Here is a 14,290-nt window from a genome sequence, read left to right as displayed (position 1 = left end):
GATGGGTTAAGGCAGGCGAAAGGCCGGCCGGGGCGAGCCCCGGCCGGCTAACAGACTTACCAGCAGATGCCTTCGGTCCGGCCATTCGCAGAGGTGGCCTTGGACATGAACCCAACCAGGTCGATGACCTGCTTGCCTTCCGGTACGTTCTCGGTCAGCGCGCGGAACTTCTCGTCGCGGTTGCCGAGGATGATGATGTCGGAGCTGTCGATCACCGCGTCGAAGTCGGAGTTGAGCAAGGACGAGACGTGAGGGATCTTCGACTCGATGTAATCCTTGTTCGCACCGTGGACACGGGCGTATTCGACGTTGCTGTCGTAGATGCGCAGGTCGTAGCCCTTGCCGATCAGCATTTCCGCCAGCTCTACCAGCGGGCTCTCACGCAGGTCATCGGTGCCGGCCTTGAAGCTCAGGCCCAGCAGGGCGACTTTGCGCTTGTCATGGCTGGATACGATGTTGAATGCGTTCTGAACCTGGGATTCGTTGCTGCGCATCAGCGAGTTCAGCAGCGGTGCTTCCACGTCCAGGGAGCCTGCACGGTAGGTCAGGGCGCGCACGTCCTTGGGCAGGCACGAGCCGCCGAAGGCGAAGCCTGGGCGCATGTAGTACTGGGACAGGTTCAGGGCCTTGTCCTGGCAGACCACGTCCATTACTTCACGGCCATCGACGCCGACAGCCTTGGCGATGTTGCCGATCTCGTTGGCGAAGGTGACCTTGGTGGCGTGCCACACGTTGCAGGTGTACTTGATCATCTCGGCGACGGCGATGTCCTTGCGGATGATCGGCGCATCGAGTTCTTCGTACAGCGATTGCAGGACGTCGCCCGAGGCTTTGTCGAACTCGCCGATGACGGTCATTGGCGGCTGGTCGTAATCCTTGATCGCGGTGCTTTCGCGCAGGAACTCAGGGTTTACCGCAACGCCGAAATCAACGCCGGCTTTCTTGCCGGAGCAATCTTCGAGGATCGGGATAACGACGTTGGCCACGGTGCCTGGCAGTACGGTACTGCGGACCACGATGGTATGGCGGGTGGTCTTCTCGCGCAGTACAAAACCGATTTCACGGCACACTGCTTCGATGTAGTTCAGTTCCAGGTCGCCATTCTTCTTACTTGGCGTGCCGACGCAAATCATCGACAGATCGGTATCACGAATTGCTTCGGCGAAGTTGGTAGTACCACGCAACCGACCTGTTTGAATGCCTTGCGCCAACAGCTCGCCAAGACCCGGTTCAACGATCGGGGATTTACCCGCGTTGATCATGTCGATTTTGTCTTTGGCGACATCTACGCCAACTACGTCATGGCCCCGTGCAGACAGGCAACCGGCACATACTGCACCGACGTAACCCAAACCAAATATGCTAATGCGCATCGCATTTACCTCTGTTTTCACGCCATTAAATGGCCGGAGTTAATAGTGTTCAGCGGTCATCGTGCACTCGGAAGTGTGGAATGCAGGCGCCACAGTGCCGTGTGCAGGCATACAAAGTTCCGAGTGTCTAAATAATTGCACTCAAGTTGTGCGCAAAGCGGCCTAGTTGTTATGACCTGCCCTGTTATGCAGCCAGTCCTCGTTGGCGGGACGTCTGTGCAAAAGATCCTTCACTTCAGACTCCTGGCAAAAAGCCCACAAAATCAGAAGCTTGTGTGCTCGGGGGAGCACGTTAATAAGGGCGCAGCCTTGGCCTTGTAGGGGATACTAATGGTGCATTATCTCCCGTCCTTCAGGGTGGATCCAATTAGACGACCGTTTCGCTAAGTTGTCGTTACAACTCTGTTACTCCGGACGACGTGCCACGTAAGTTATCTCGTACATCCTCGGCGAGAATCGTTACGGGTGGTATGAACCGTGCGTTTTGACATAGTTCCGATCCGCTCATCGCCATTTTCGAAATTTTTCGAAATATCTGCCTAGATGGCACTGCCCTCATAGTGATAGCACTCGCGTTTTTAGCCTTTAGTTTCGGGGAGTTGAGGGGGGTAGATAGTTTTGTGCCACTACTGATGAAAAATTTCCGTGCCACTACGGAAAAATCTGACATTTGTCGAGTGAAAGAAAAGTTAGCGCGGTGTGTGTTTGTTTTATTGGCGCCAAGAAAGTGGCAAGTAGGGAGGGGAATCGGGATGACATCTAGCGAAGTGATCGAGGCCCCTTATCGGGGCCTGAAAGAGGTATTGCGTTATTGCGGGGCGTGGTCGCGCAAGAAGACCAGTTTTTCCGGGGTGGATTGTTCGGGGTTGTAGCGATAACCCTGCACATCAAACTCCCTTAGTGCAGTGGGATTATTAATGCGTTGTTCGATGACAAATCGGCTCATCAGGCCCCGGGCTTTTTTCGCGTAGAAGCTGATGATCTTGTACTGGCCGTTCTTGAGGTCCTTGAATTCGGTATCGATCACCCGTGCCTTCAGGGCACTGCGTTTAACCGCCGAGAAGTATTCATTGGAGGCGAGGTTCAACAACACGTCGTCACCCTGTTCGGCCAAGGCTTCGTTCAACCATTCGCTGATGCGGGTGCCCCAGAAGGCGTAAAGATCCTTGCCCCGGGCATTGGCCAGTTTCGTGCCCATCTCCAGGCGATAAGGTTGCATCAGGTCCAGGGGGCGCAGCAGGCCATATAAACCGGACAGCATGCGCAGGTGCTGTTGGGCGTAATCGAAATCGGCGTCACCGAGGCTTTGCGCATCGAGGCCGGTATAGACGTCGCCTTTGAAGGCCAGCAATGCCTGTTTGGCGTTGGCGGGGGTGAACGCCGGGTTCCAACTGCCGAATCGTGCTGCGTTGAGGCCGCCGATCTTGTCGGAAACGTGCATCAGTTCGCTGATCTGGGCCGGCGAAAGTTCGCGTAGTTGCTCGACCAGCTCCTGGGAGTGGTCAAGGTATTGCGGCAGGGTGAAGCGCTCGATGGCCGGCGGTGTTTCGAAATCGAGGGTCTTGGCGGGGGAAATCACCATCAGCATGCAGACGTCTCCTTTGAGGGTGCGGCGATTCTAGGGGGTTGTCCGGGTGGACTCCAGCTATTGGGGTGATAGGGGATGGATGGTGGTGGTGCCTTTGTGGCGAGCAAGCAAGCTCCCTCGCCACAAAGGCAGGTTCTCCAAGAAGGATCAGCTATCATGCCGCGCGGGTTTCGTTATGGAGACATCCCCTTTGCGTATCGCCCTTCTATTGTCGGCCTGGTTGTTGAGTTTCGCTGCGATCGCCGCACCCAACGACGTCGCCACCTTGGACCGCAGCACCTGGCCTGAGCAACTCACCAATCCGACGCTGTTCGATGTTGCCTCGCGCGCCGAGATCCTGATGTTCGCCCGGGTATTGCTGGACGTCGATGCCATGGATGAAGTGGCGCTCAAGCAGTACCTTGGGCTGCGCTCGGTCAATATGGCGGCGGTCGACGCGCTGCGCACACGGCTGTGGCAGCGTCTGCTATCGAGTTACAACTTTGCCCAGCGAAGCTGTGAATTGGATGCCTCCTTCTGCTATCTGGTGGAAAACATGGCGACCCTGCGAGAAGAAGCGGGCAGGTTCCAACTCGATGATAATTCCTACTACATCAAGTGGGCCGAGCCGAGCCGGACCTTCCACACCCACTATCGGGACGAGTTGTTGCGCAAGGCGGCGCTGTTTCCCCAGGTCAGCAGTGAAATCGAGCGTTTCGGCGATTACGAGCGCAACGGCGAGCAGATGAACGACCGGCTGTTCTTGCTGACCTTCGACAGCGGCGCCAACATCGCGCCGGATAACACCCCGTGGCTGACCGAATACCTGCGAAAATCGAACATGAACGGTACGTTCTTCGTTCTCGGCAAGGATATCCAGGCGCGGCTGGCGGATCGCTCGGTCAATGATCTGCAGAGCCTCTATTCCAGGCAATGCGTCGGTGTGCAGGGCTGGGAGTTTCGCTCTCACAGCTATTGGCAGGATTGGCAAGACTCGGTGCGGCGCAGTGTCGACCTGGTCAAGGGCAAGCTGCCGGAGAATTTCGTGCCGCTGTTCCGCCCGCCCCAAGGCCAACGCCGGGGCGATGCGCAATCATTCTTCCAGGCACAGGGCCTGCAAGTGGCGCTGTGGGATATCGATCCTCAGGACAGCACCAACCGCCTCAAGCCCGAACAGAGTGCCCAGCGGGCGCTGACCTTGATGCTGTTGTGGCGCCATGGCGTGATCAACTTCAACGCCAAGCAGGATGCGGTGAAAATCGCACTGCCCTGGCTCGTAGCGCAAACGGCGCAGAGCGGGATCGGCTGGGAGGAATGTCAGGACGCGTTTCGCTGAAAGATGGGAAAGGCCCGGAAACATTGGGCGGGGTGGGTTTTTTGGCACGCATTCGGTGCGACCCGACTTCCGACTTTAACGGTGCGACAGCGGTACGCCAAGGGTTATTCGTCACTCTGAAAATTAAACTTCAAAAAAGCGTCAAAGTGCTTTTTCCTGTCATGTGTTTTGGAGTATCAAGAAGTCAGACCGCCGAACCCTGCAACACAGGTGGCGTCTTCCAAGACCCAGATTGTGTGCAGTTCACCTGAATCCTCGCGGGTGAATTCGGTGGCTACCTCGAGGCGCAGCACTGTCACGGTATTGCGTCGAATGGCCCCCACATAGGTGACCGAGTATGGATGACCACGGACGTAGCCCTTCCTCCAACCAGCCAATCCTCTATGTACTCGATACCAACGTATTGATCCACGATCCAAACGCGCTCCTGAACTTCGAAGAACACCACGTAGCCCTCCCGATGACCGTCCTTGAAGAGCTGGACAAGCTCAAGAGTGGGCATCACAGCGTGGCGGCCGAATGTCGCCAGGCGATCCGCCTGATCGACAAGACCCTGGGGGACGCCTCTCCCGAGGACGTCGAACTCGGCGTACCGATCCAACGTGGCAAAAGCGGCCCCAAGGGCCTGCTCTCGATCCTGATGAGCAAGCGCACCGAACCCAACCTGGTGCTGCCTGAACACCTTAACGACAACATCATCATCAACCAATTGATCGACCTGCACGCGCGCAACAAGGATCAGGCCGTGGTGCTGGTGACCAAAGACATCAACATGCGCCTCAAGGCCCGCGCCTGCGGGATCGCGGCCGAGGACTACAGCACCGACCAGCTGGTCGACGACGTGTCGCTGCTGCCCAACGGCTACCACACGATGACCGGCTCTTTCTGGGACCGCGTGAGCAAGGTCGAAACCCGCCAGGACCATGGCCGCACGTGGCACCAGGTGCAATTGATCGACAATCTGCCGGCGGTGCACATCAACGAATTCATCATCGACGAACAAGGCTTTGTCGGCTGGATCAAGGAAATCCAGGTCGACAAACTGCTGATCCTCGACTTGCATCAGGAACCCTTGTTGCATCAGGAGGCGTGGGGCCTCAAGCCTCGTGACATCTACCAGAGCCTGGCGCTGTTCGCCTTGCTCGATCCGGATATCCACCTGGTCAACCTGTCCGGTGCGGCTGGTTCCGGCAAGACCATCCTGGCCCTGGCCGCTGCTATCGAGCAGACCATGGTCAGCAAGCGTTACCGGCGCATCATCGCTACCCGCAGCGTGCAGGGCCTGGACCAGGAGATTGGCTTTTTGCCCGGCACCGAAGCGGAAAAAATGGAGCCGTGGCTGGGCGCGATTACCGACAACCTCGAAGCCTTGCACATGGATGACGAAAGCACCCATGGCAGCGTCGACTACATCCTCAGCAAAGTGCCGTTACAGTTCAAATCCCTCAACTACATCCGAGGCCGCAGCTTCCAGCAAAGCCTGATCTTGATCGACGAATGCCAGAACCTGACGCCGCACCAGATGAAAACCATCATCACCCGTGCCGGCGCCGGTTCCAAAGTGGTGTGCCTGGGTAACCTGGCACAGATCGACACCCCATACCTGTCCGCGACCAGCTCCGGGCTGACCTACCTGACCGAACGCTTCAAGGACTTCCCCAACGGGGTCCACATCACCCTGCAAGGCGTACCGCGCTCGATCCTGGCCGAATACGCTGAGTCTCATCTGTAACACCAGCCGAACCGGGCGACCTCACCGTCGCCCGGTTCTTCCATGCACCACATAACCCTGTGGGAGCGAGCCTGCTCGCGAATGCGGTGTGCCAGCCAAATATTTTTATCTGAAGCACCGCTTTCGCGAGCAGGCTCGCTCTCACCAAGGATCCTCAGTGTCTGCAAATTACGGGCACGACAATCAGCCCTGCCAGAATCTGACCCACGGGTTTACAATCGACGCTCCTGATCAGGAGTAACCCTGTGCTGACTCATCTCGATTCCCAAGGTCGCGCCAATATGGTCGACGTGACCGACAAGGCCGTGACGTTCCGTGAAGCCACGGCTGAAGCCTTTGTGCGAATGCTGCCCGATACCCTGCGGATGATCGTCAGTGGCGGCCATCCCAAGGGCGACGTGTTTGCCGTTGCCCGCATCGCCGGCATCCAGGCTGCGAAGAAAACCAGCGACCTGATTCCGCTCTGCCACCCGCTGATGCTCACCGGCGTCAAGGTCGAGCTCAATGCCGAAGGCGAGGACCGGGTACGTATCGTTGCCCGTTGCAAACTGTCGGGGCAGACCGGCGTGGAAATGGAAGCGCTCACCGCCGCCAGCGTCGCCGCGCTGACTATTTATGACATGTGCAAGGCCGTGGACCGGGGCATGACCATCGAAGGCGTGCGGGTGCTGGAAAAGCTTGGCGGCAAGAGTGGTCATTTCCAGGCGGATGCATCATGAAAATCACTGTGAAGTTTTTTGCTCGCTACCGCGAAGCGCTCGGCGTGGACTCGGTTAAGGTGGAAGGCGGTTTCGCCACGATTGACGACGTGCGCGCCTTGCTCGCGCAGCGTGACGGCGCCGAAGTGCTGAAAGAGCAAAACCTGATGTGTGCCCGCAACGAGGATCTCTGTCAACTCGACGAGCCAGTGGCGGACGGCGATGAGGTGGCGTTCTTTCCCACCGTGACCGGAGGCTGAGCCATGGCGATTCGGGTACAGGTGGAACCGTTCGACCCGGGCAGCGAAGTCAACGCGATGCACGCGGCCAATGTCGGCGTGGGTGCTGTGGTCAGTTTTGTCGGCTACGTGCGCGACTTCAATGACGGCCTCGATGTGTCCGGGATGTTCCTGGAGCATTATCCGGGCATGACCGAGAAAGCGCTGGGCAAAATCGCCATCGAGGCCGAGCAGCGCTGGCCATTGCTCAAGCTTGAAGTGCTGCACCGCATCGGCGCCTTGGAGCCGGGTGAGCCGATCGTTTTTGTCGGCGCCGCCAGCGCCCACCGCCAGGCGGCGTTCGACGCCTGCGCCTTTGTCATGGACTACCTCAAGACCCGCGCGCCGTTCTGGAAAAAAGAAAACACCGTCGATGGCCCGCGCTGGGTCGAAGGGCGGGACAGTGATCATGCGGCGGCGGATCGCTGGAAGCAGTAGTCCACGTCGTTTCTTCGCAATACTTATGCCCGCATCGCGAGCAAGCTCGCTCCCACAGTGGCGCTTCGTTGCACACAATGTTTGTGTCTGACACAGATCCCCCTGTGGGAGCGAGCCTGTTCGCGATGAGGCCGGTAGCCTCCCATCACTTTCGCCTGTTTCCCCAATTGACGATGTGTACATTAAAGTCCAGTATGGATTTATAAGTACAAAATCAGTCGCACCTGCCTTTCTCTGCCAAACCAACAACAACCCGCGAGAGAACGATTATGAAGAAACTCCCCCTCATCACTGGTCTGGCCTTGAGTCTGTTGGCCTCCAGTAGCCTGTTCGCCGCCGATAAAACCTTGCGCATCGGTATCGAGGCGGCTTATCCGCCGTTTGCTTCGAAAACCTCGGAGGGGAAAATCGAGGGGTTTGACTACGACATCGGCAATGCCTTGTGCGCACAGATGCAGGTGAAGTGCGAGTGGGTCGAGGGTGAGTTCGATGGGCTGATCCCGTCGCTCAAAGTGAAGAAGATCGACTTGGCCCTGTCGTCCATGACCATCACCGAAGAGCGCAAGAAGTCGGTGGATTTTACCCACAAGTATTACTTCACCTCATCGCGCCTGGTCATGAAGGAAGGGGCGTCGGTCGATGACCAGTACGCCAGCCTCAAGGGCAAGACCGTCGGCGTGCAGCGCGCCACCACCACGGACCGTTTCGCCACGGAGGTCTTTGAGCCCAAGGGCGTTACGGTCAAGCGCTACAGCAATAACGAAGAAATCTACATGGACCTGGCGTCGGGTCGCCTGGATGCGATTTTTGCCGACACCATTCCTTTGGAAGATTTCCTGTCGATGCCTCGTGGCAAGGGCTATGCCTTCGTCGGGCCGGAGCTCAAGGACCCGAAATACGTCGGCGAGGGCGCCGGGATTGCGGTGCGCAAGGGCAACACCCAATTGGTGGCGGATTTGAACAAGGCCATCGATGGGATTCGGGCCAATGGCGAGTATCAGAAAATCCAGGCCAAGTATTTCAAGTCGGATATCTACGGCGATTGATCGATAGCCTTCGCGAGCAGGCTCGCTCCCACAGAGGATTTGTGTCGTGCACGAGATATGTGTGCAATGCGATTCAATGGGGGAGCGAGCTTGCTCGCGATGGCGTCAGGCCAGGCAACTCAAAACCTCAGCCCTTCAATTCCTTCAGATGCTTGTACACCGTCGCCCGCCCCATGTTCAGCACATTGGCCACATAGTTGGACGCGCTCTTGCCCTTGAACGCGCCTTCGGCATGCAGCGCCAACACCAGCTCGCGTTTGTGGTCGCGGGTCAGCAGGTTCAGGCTCAGTTGGCGCTCGCGCATCCAGGCGTGCAGGAAAGTGTTGATCCGCTCCTGCCAGTCATCACGAAACAGTGAATCCGGCTGGGGAATCAATTTGCCTGGCGACAGGAACAGATCCAGCGCGGCCTTGGCATTCTCGAACAGCGAAATATTCAGGTTGATGCACAGCACCGCCAGCGGATGACCGTTTGCATCGCGCAGGACGCTGCTGAGGCTGCGAATCTTCTGTCCGTCCCAGTTCAGTTTTTCGTACGGCCCGATGTTACGTTCGCTGACGTCCTCACTGAGCATGTCTTCCAGGGACGAGTCATCGCCGATTTCGCGCTTGGACAGGTTATTGGCGATGTAGTCGACCTTCTGGGTGCGCAGGTCATGCAACACCACTTCCGCGTGGGGGTAGAACAGTGTGGCGATGGCATCGGCGATAGTGCGGAAGTTATCGAGTGTCGGATTGGCTTGCGGGGCATTCATGACGGGACTCCAGACGGTCAGCGCCCCGTGGAGCAGGGGCGCGGGGGAGTGTGCCGCAATCGTGGCGATGCGTCACCTCACCGAAGGTCAACCCAGGCGAGTGGGCGATAGCATCGCGGCGTTCAGGCCGAAACGGGTCAAAGGCTCAGGCAGTGGTTCACCGCGCGCCAGTGCCGCGCTTGCCTGGCCCATGGCAGGGGAGGTCTGGATGCCATAGCCCCCCTGGGCCGCGACCCAGAAAAGGCCGGGTACTTGTGGGTCGAAGCCGGCCAGCAGATCACCGTCAGGCACGAAGCTACGCAATCCGGCCCAGGTGCGGGTCGGACGGCGAATGGTCAGGGTGGTGGCCTCTTCGATCTGGTAGATGCCCATGGCGATGTCCAGCTCTTCGGGCTGTACGTCGTGTGGTTCGACCGGGTCGGCATTGGCCGGAGAGCCGAGAAACATGCCAGCGTCGGGCTTCATGTAGAAGGATTCGTCGAGGCTCACCAGCATCGGCCAGTCGTGGATATCCACCCCCTCGGGGCCGGCGAAAATGAACGCCGCCCGCCGCTTGGGTTGCAGGCCCAGCTTGCGCGCGCCGGCCATTTCGGCCACTTGATCGGCCCAGGCGCCGGCCGCGTTGATCAGCACCGGCGCGTAGAACGTCTGGCTGGCGGTCCTGACCTGCCATCGCCCTTGGTCGTCGCGGATCAAGTCCAGCACTTCGCTGTCGGTGTGTACCTCACCGCCGCTGCGACGGATACCGCGCAGATAGCCTTGGTGCAGCGCATCGGTATCGATATCGCAAGCCGTGGGGTCGTAGATCGCGCCGTGGACTTTTTCCCGTCGCAGGATCGGCAGGCGCAGGCAGGCCTCTTCGGCGCTGAGCAATTGCATTTGCGGCACCGTGGCCTTGGCGCTGAGGTATTGGTTACCAAGCTCGGCCGGGTCGCCGATGAAGTCCACCGTCATTTCGCCGCGCGGGGTGAGCAACGGGTGTTCGCAGAACCCGGCTGGTGGTGCGTCGAAGAAATCCCGGCTGGCCTGGGTCAATGCCCGTACCTGAGGGGTGCCGTAGGCTGCGGTGTACAACGCCGCCGAGCGTCCGGTGGAGTGATAGGCCGGATGGGATTCGCGTTCAAGCACAATGACCCGGCCGTGGGGTGCGAGCCAGTAGCCGGTGGAAGCACCGGCGATGCCACCGCCGATGATGATGAAGTCTGCTGAGATCATAAAGTTCTCCTGTCGAGCACATTGCCGGGAGTTTCCGTGAACCTGTGGGAGCGAGCCTGCTCGCGAAAGCGGTGTGTCAGTCACGCGTATTTATCTGATAAACCGCTTTCGCGAGCAGGCTCGCTCCCACAAGGGAAAATGGGTGTGTCAGTCGAGAAGTTGGTAAAGCGCATTCGCCAGCGCAACATCCTCCAGCCCCAACCCAATGGAACGGAAAAACACATGGCACTCATAGTTTGGTCGCGCCGCACGTTCGCTCAGCAGATCGGGCAAGTCACCCACAATGCTTGAAGGCTCCCAGCCATGCTGTTCAGCGGCGATCCACATCTCGCCAGCCGAGCCCGGAGTGGTCTGACGATAGTCGCAGAACACATCCATGTCGTTGAGGCTCTGGGGCGGTACTTCATGCGCGCGCGGGGCATTGGTGCTGATGGATGTGATCATCGTCGGTTTGCCGAGGGTCTGCGGGTCTAGCACTGCCCGGGCGGAGGAGGTGCAGAGCATCACCACATCGGCGTCGTGCAGTGCCGCTTCAAGGGTGTCGGCGATTTGCAGGCGCGGGTCCAGGCCTGTTATCGAGGCAAGTTGTTCTGCCGACTTGGCCTTCAGGCCTGGCGAATAGAGACTGATGCCTTGCCAATCCCGCAGTCCCTTGACGTACTGCACATGGGCGCGCGCCACCGCGCCACTGCCGATCACCGCCAGGCGCCTGGCGTTGTGGGGGGCGAGGGCATCGATGGCGACGGCGGTGGTGGCGGCGGTGCGGACGGTCGTCAGCTCGGCGGCATCGCACAGCATCAACGGCTGGCCGTTCTGCATCGACATCAGCAAGGTCCAGGCGGTGATGAGTGGCCCTTGCTCGCGCACGATGTAGGGCGAGGTCTTGACCCCATAGACCTGGTCTTGAGCCAGCACACCGAGGAAGTTGATGAAGTCCCCGGCGCCCTCGGGAAACACCACCCTTTGCTGGGGCGGCTGCACCGCTTGCCCGGCCGCAAGATCGCGGAACAGCTTGCGCAGGACTGCCAGCACATCGACGTGCCCGAGCAGTTCTCGGGCCTGGGCTTGGGTCATGACATGAGGCGTATTGGACATCGTAGACTCCGGGTGTCTCGAGTAAACTAATTTGTCCATTATGGACTTTTAGTTTATCCGAGCAATATCCCCGGGCAAAAAAAACGCAGCCTGAGTTGGCTGCGCTGATCATTCCCACGCGCTGCGTGGGAATGCCTGAATGGACGCGTTGCGTCCGTCTCGACGTTAGGGCCGCTTGCGCTCAACCGGCCGCAACAGATGAGTCGGTGGCATCTCGCAACTGATCTTGCGACCCAGCAGCGCTTCGATCGACGGCAACTGGTAAGAGTCGTCTTCGCCGGCAAAGCTGATCGATACACCTGCTGCCCCGGCACGACCCGTGCGACCAATGCGGTGCACATAGTCGTCCGGTACTTCAGGCAAGGTGAAGTTGATCACATGGCTGATGCCGTCGATGTGAATGCCCCGACCCGCCACATCGGTGGCGACCAGCACGCGGATCTTGCCTTCGCGGAAACCTTCCAGTGTCTTGATCCGCTTGTGCTGCGGCACGTCGCCCGAGAGCTGGGCGGCGTTGACGCCGTCGCGCACCAGGCGTTCCTCGATGCGGCGCACTTCGTCCTTGCGGTTGGCAAATACCATCACCCGCTCCCAGCCATTGTCGTTGACCAGGTTGTAGAGCAGCTTGTACTTGTCGGCACCGGCGACGGCGTAGATGTGCTGCTCCACATTTTCACTGGCGACGTTCTCGGCTTCGATCTCGACGATGGCCGGGTCGGTGGTCCATTGCTTGGCGAGGTTCATCACATCGTCGGTGAAGGTGGCGGAGAACAGCAGGGTCTGGCGTTCGCTTTTCGGCGGGGTCTGGCGAATGATCTGGCGGACCTGGGGAATGAAGCCCATGTCGAGCATGCGGTCGGCTTCGTCCAGCACCATCACTTCGACCATGTCCAGGTGCACGTCGCCGCGCTGGTTGAAATCCAGCAGGCGGCCCGGCGTGGCCACGAGGATGTCGCAGTGGCGGGCTTCGAGGTGCTTGAGCTGCTTGTCGAAATCCATGCCGCCCACGAACGTCATCACGTTCAGACCGGTGTACTTGGTCAGGTCGGCGGCGTCCTTGGCGATTTGCACCACCAGTTCGCGGGTCGGCGCAATGATCAGCGCGCGCGGTTCGCCCATATAGCGTTCCTTGGGCGGTGGGGTCTGAAGCAATTGGGTAATGATGGAAATCAGGAATGCGGCGGTCTTGCCGGTACCGGTCTGGGCACGGCCGATGGCGTCTTTGCCAGCGAGGGTGTAACCGAGCACCTGCGCCTGGATCGGCGTGCAATAGGGAAAGCCCAGGTCCTGGATGGCATGCATCAATTCAGGGGCGAGCTTGAAATCGTGGAAGCGGGTCTTGCCTTCCTGGGGCTCTACGACAAAGTCCTCGAGCTTCCAGGCGACGACGGGCGGTTTTGGTGCGCGTTCGCGGCGCGGCCTTGGCGCTTCGCTGCGTGGCTTTTCCTGGGCAGGGGCCGCGACAGGCTGGGCTGCGGTGGTGGTTGGCGGCGTTGTTTTCGCCTCCGCAACCGGCGGTGCGGTCCGGCGCGACTGCTGCGCATCGGCGCGGTTCGGGGCCTGGGGCGCGCTGGCGACAGGCGCGAGCTGCTCGGCCTCGCTTTTACCGAACATCTTCTTGAGTGCTTTGAGCACGGTCATCTCATCGATTGGTTAAGGAATGTACGCCGGCCAGTGTAATGCAAGAAACGGGCGCGGCGTAGTGTGTTCATCAAAGCGCTGGCGTGCGATAGGCCTCTTAGCGCAACTGCTTATCCAGCCAGGCGCCGATGTCGCGGATCTCCTCGGGTAACACTTCGTGGCCCATTGGGTATTCCTGCCATGTCACGGTGACACCATGCTGCTTCAGATACTCTTTCGCCGTCCGGCCCATCGGGTTGAGGACCACCTCGTCGTATTGTCCGTGCAACGCCAGTACCGGGATGCGCTGCTGGCTGGCAGAGAGTTGCAATTCCTCGCTGAAAGTTGGCGCATAAGTGGACAGCGCGATAACGCCCCCCAAGGGCCCCTGCCATTTGACGAATGCTGTGTGATAGACCACCGCGCCACCTTGGGAAAAACCCGCGAGGAAGATTCGCGAAGCGTCTATTCCGCTGGATCGCTGGGTCTCCATCAGGTCGATGACCCGCTGGGCCGAGGTTTCGAGTTGATCTTCGTCAATGGCTCGAGCCGGGCTCAGGGCGCGGATGTCGTACCAGCTTGGCATGGCATAGCCACCATTGATGGTGACGGGCTGAGTGGGTGCTTGAGGCAGGACGAAACGTGTGGTGAGCAGGCTTTGCTGCAACATTTCGGCTACCGGCATGAAGTCGTAGCGATCGGCGCCCAGGCCGTGGAGCCAGATAATGCAGGCATCGGCGGTGCCAGAAGGCTCGAGAATCAAGGGGTCGGTCATGGTGTGCTCCAAAAATGTGCGGGCGCGCTCGATCAGTGCATGGTTACGGTGCGCGCTTGGTGCCTCAGTTAATTACATGTCGCAATGCTACAACTTTTTGTCTTGACGTACCCGGTATGGGGTAAGCGCAGCGGTATGGTACGGGCTTTGCTATGGGGTAGCTGAGTGATGATTCTTACGCTGCGCGGTAACACTATCAGCTAGACGCGACGCATGGGATATCAGAAATCCGGTGATGGATGTTCGCCAATAGCCGCTACGGGCTTCGCGAACGTGAAGGGCTACAGCCCGTTCGGCCGATTGGTGAGAAGTGAGCAGGCCGCTGTTGATGGGCGCTCTCATTAATAGACTCATAGCGAAGGC

The 14,290-nt window shown here is 59.2% G+C and carries 13 protein-coding genes; 6 read left to right on the top strand and 7 right to left on the bottom strand.

Annotated features, from left to right (window positions below):
- Positions 1-56 precede the first annotated feature (56 nt).
- Both J3P92_RS20320 and yaaA read right to left on the bottom strand, forming a co-directional pair.
- On the bottom strand, positions 57-1,373 hold the full coding sequence (locus tag J3P92_RS20320) for a nucleotide sugar dehydrogenase (RefSeq protein ID WP_434607617.1): 1,317 nt from the start codon (positions 1,371-1,373) through the stop codon (positions 57-59).
- Positions 1,374-2,181: 808 nt separating this feature from the next.
- Positions 2,182-2,961 (bottom strand): peroxide stress protein YaaA, encoded by a 780-nt coding sequence (gene yaaA, locus J3P92_RS20315; RefSeq protein ID WP_434648848.1) that lies wholly within the window; start codon positions 2,959-2,961, stop codon positions 2,182-2,184.
- A 190-nt stretch (positions 2,962-3,151) separates the two neighbouring features.
- Here yaaA and J3P92_RS20310 point away from each other — a divergent pair, with 190 nt between their 5' ends.
- From J3P92_RS20310 to J3P92_RS20285, 6 genes are all read left to right on the top strand, one after another.
- Entirely contained in the window at positions 3,152-4,276 is a 1,125-nt protein-coding gene (locus J3P92_RS20310; RefSeq protein ID WP_434564142.1) for a polysaccharide deacetylase family protein, read from the top strand.
- Between the two features lie 337 nt (positions 4,277-4,613).
- Complete coding sequence (locus tag J3P92_RS20305) at positions 4,614-6,008, top strand: PhoH family protein (RefSeq protein WP_030139644.1); 1,395 nt, start codon at positions 4,614-4,616, stop codon at positions 6,006-6,008.
- A gap of 245 nt (positions 6,009-6,253) precedes the next feature.
- On the top strand, positions 6,254-6,727 hold the full coding sequence (gene moaC, locus J3P92_RS20300; protein ID WP_434648847.1) for a cyclic pyranopterin monophosphate synthase MoaC: 474 nt from the start codon (positions 6,254-6,256) through the stop codon (positions 6,725-6,727).
- Entirely contained in the window at positions 6,724-6,966 is a 243-nt protein-coding gene (locus J3P92_RS20295) for a MoaD/ThiS family protein (protein ID WP_420765386.1), read from the top strand. Before moaC ends, J3P92_RS20295 begins: the two co-directional genes overlap by 4 nt.
- 3 nt (positions 6,967-6,969) lie before the next feature.
- Positions 6,970-7,422: a molybdopterin synthase catalytic subunit MoaE gene (gene moaE, locus J3P92_RS20290; RefSeq protein ID WP_420765385.1), complete on the top strand. Its 453-nt coding sequence runs from the start codon at positions 6,970-6,972 to the stop codon at positions 7,420-7,422.
- 269 nt (positions 7,423-7,691) lie between these two features.
- Positions 7,692-8,468, top strand: coding sequence for an ABC transporter substrate-binding protein (locus J3P92_RS20285; protein ID WP_434607610.1), 777 nt, complete (start codon positions 7,692-7,694; stop codon positions 8,466-8,468).
- Between the two features lie 127 nt (positions 8,469-8,595).
- Here J3P92_RS20285 and J3P92_RS20280 read toward each other — a convergent pair whose 3' ends face one another.
- The 5 genes from J3P92_RS20280 to J3P92_RS20260 all read right to left on the bottom strand — a co-directional run bounded on the left by J3P92_RS20280 (position 8,596) and on the right by J3P92_RS20260 (position 13,927).
- Positions 8,596-9,222 carry a helix-turn-helix transcriptional regulator gene (locus tag J3P92_RS20280; RefSeq protein WP_420765383.1) on the bottom strand — a complete coding sequence of 209 codons (627 nt, stop codon included), beginning with the start codon at positions 9,220-9,222 and terminating at the stop codon, positions 8,596-8,598.
- An 87-nt stretch (positions 9,223-9,309) separates the two neighbouring features.
- Positions 9,310-10,437, bottom strand: coding sequence for an NAD(P)/FAD-dependent oxidoreductase (locus J3P92_RS20275; RefSeq protein WP_434648845.1), 1,128 nt, complete (start codon positions 10,435-10,437; stop codon positions 9,310-9,312).
- Positions 10,438-10,584: 147 nt separating this feature from the next.
- Positions 10,585-11,532 carry an ornithine cyclodeaminase family protein gene (locus tag J3P92_RS20270; protein WP_434648843.1) on the bottom strand — a complete coding sequence of 316 codons (948 nt, stop codon included), beginning with the start codon at positions 11,530-11,532 and terminating at the stop codon, positions 10,585-10,587.
- A gap of 165 nt (positions 11,533-11,697) precedes the next feature.
- On the bottom strand, positions 11,698-13,173 hold the full coding sequence (gene rhlB, locus J3P92_RS20265) for an ATP-dependent RNA helicase RhlB (protein ID WP_434648841.1): 1,476 nt from the start codon (positions 13,171-13,173) through the stop codon (positions 11,698-11,700).
- A 97-nt stretch (positions 13,174-13,270) separates the two neighbouring features.
- Positions 13,271-13,927, bottom strand: a complete 657-nt coding sequence (locus J3P92_RS20260) for an alpha/beta hydrolase (protein WP_420765379.1) — start codon at positions 13,925-13,927, stop codon at positions 13,271-13,273.
- Between the last annotated feature and the right edge of the window lie 363 nt (positions 13,928-14,290).

The sequence above is a fragment of the Pseudomonas sp. D3-27 genome (assembly GCF_051132165.1).
In the GTDB taxonomy this organism is placed as follows: Bacteria; Pseudomonadota; Gammaproteobacteria; order Pseudomonadales; family Pseudomonadaceae; genus Aquipseudomonas.
The sequence above is the reverse complement of the archived record's forward strand: the minus strand, read 5'-3'. Positions and strand labels throughout refer to the sequence as shown.

Excerpts from the sequence above, each read along its gene's own strand:
- J3P92_RS20280 (WP_420765383.1), bottom strand. The coding sequence starts at position 9,222 with ATGAATGCCCCGCAAGCCAATCCGACACTCGATAACTTCCGCACTATC.
- J3P92_RS20295 (WP_420765386.1), top strand. The coding sequence starts at position 6,724 with ATGAAAATCACTGTGAAGTTTTTTGCTCGCTACCGCGAAGCGCTCGGC.
- yaaA (WP_434648848.1), bottom strand. The coding sequence starts at position 2,961 with ATGCTGATGGTGATTTCCCCCGCCAAGACCCTCGATTTCGAAACACCG.
- J3P92_RS20305 (WP_030139644.1), top strand. The coding sequence starts at position 4,614 with ATGGATGACCACGGACGTAGCCCTTCCTCCAACCAGCCAATCCTCTAT.
- rhlB (WP_434648841.1), bottom strand. The coding sequence starts at position 13,173 with ATGACCGTGCTCAAAGCACTCAAGAAGATGTTCGGTAAAAGCGAGGCC.
- J3P92_RS20320 (WP_434607617.1), bottom strand. The coding sequence starts at position 1,373 with ATGCGCATTAGCATATTTGGTTTGGGTTACGTCGGTGCAGTATGTGCC.
- moaE (WP_420765385.1), top strand. The coding sequence starts at position 6,970 with ATGGCGATTCGGGTACAGGTGGAACCGTTCGACCCGGGCAGCGAAGTC.
- J3P92_RS20260 (WP_420765379.1), bottom strand. The coding sequence starts at position 13,927 with ATGACCGACCCCTTGATTCTCGAGCCTTCTGGCACCGCCGATGCCTGC.
- J3P92_RS20275 (WP_434648845.1), bottom strand. The coding sequence starts at position 10,437 with ATGATCTCAGCAGACTTCATCATCATCGGCGGTGGCATCGCCGGTGCT.
- J3P92_RS20285 (WP_434607610.1), top strand. The coding sequence starts at position 7,692 with ATGAAGAAACTCCCCCTCATCACTGGTCTGGCCTTGAGTCTGTTGGCC.
- J3P92_RS20270 (WP_434648843.1), bottom strand. The coding sequence starts at position 11,532 with ATGTCCAATACGCCTCATGTCATGACCCAAGCCCAGGCCCGAGAACTG.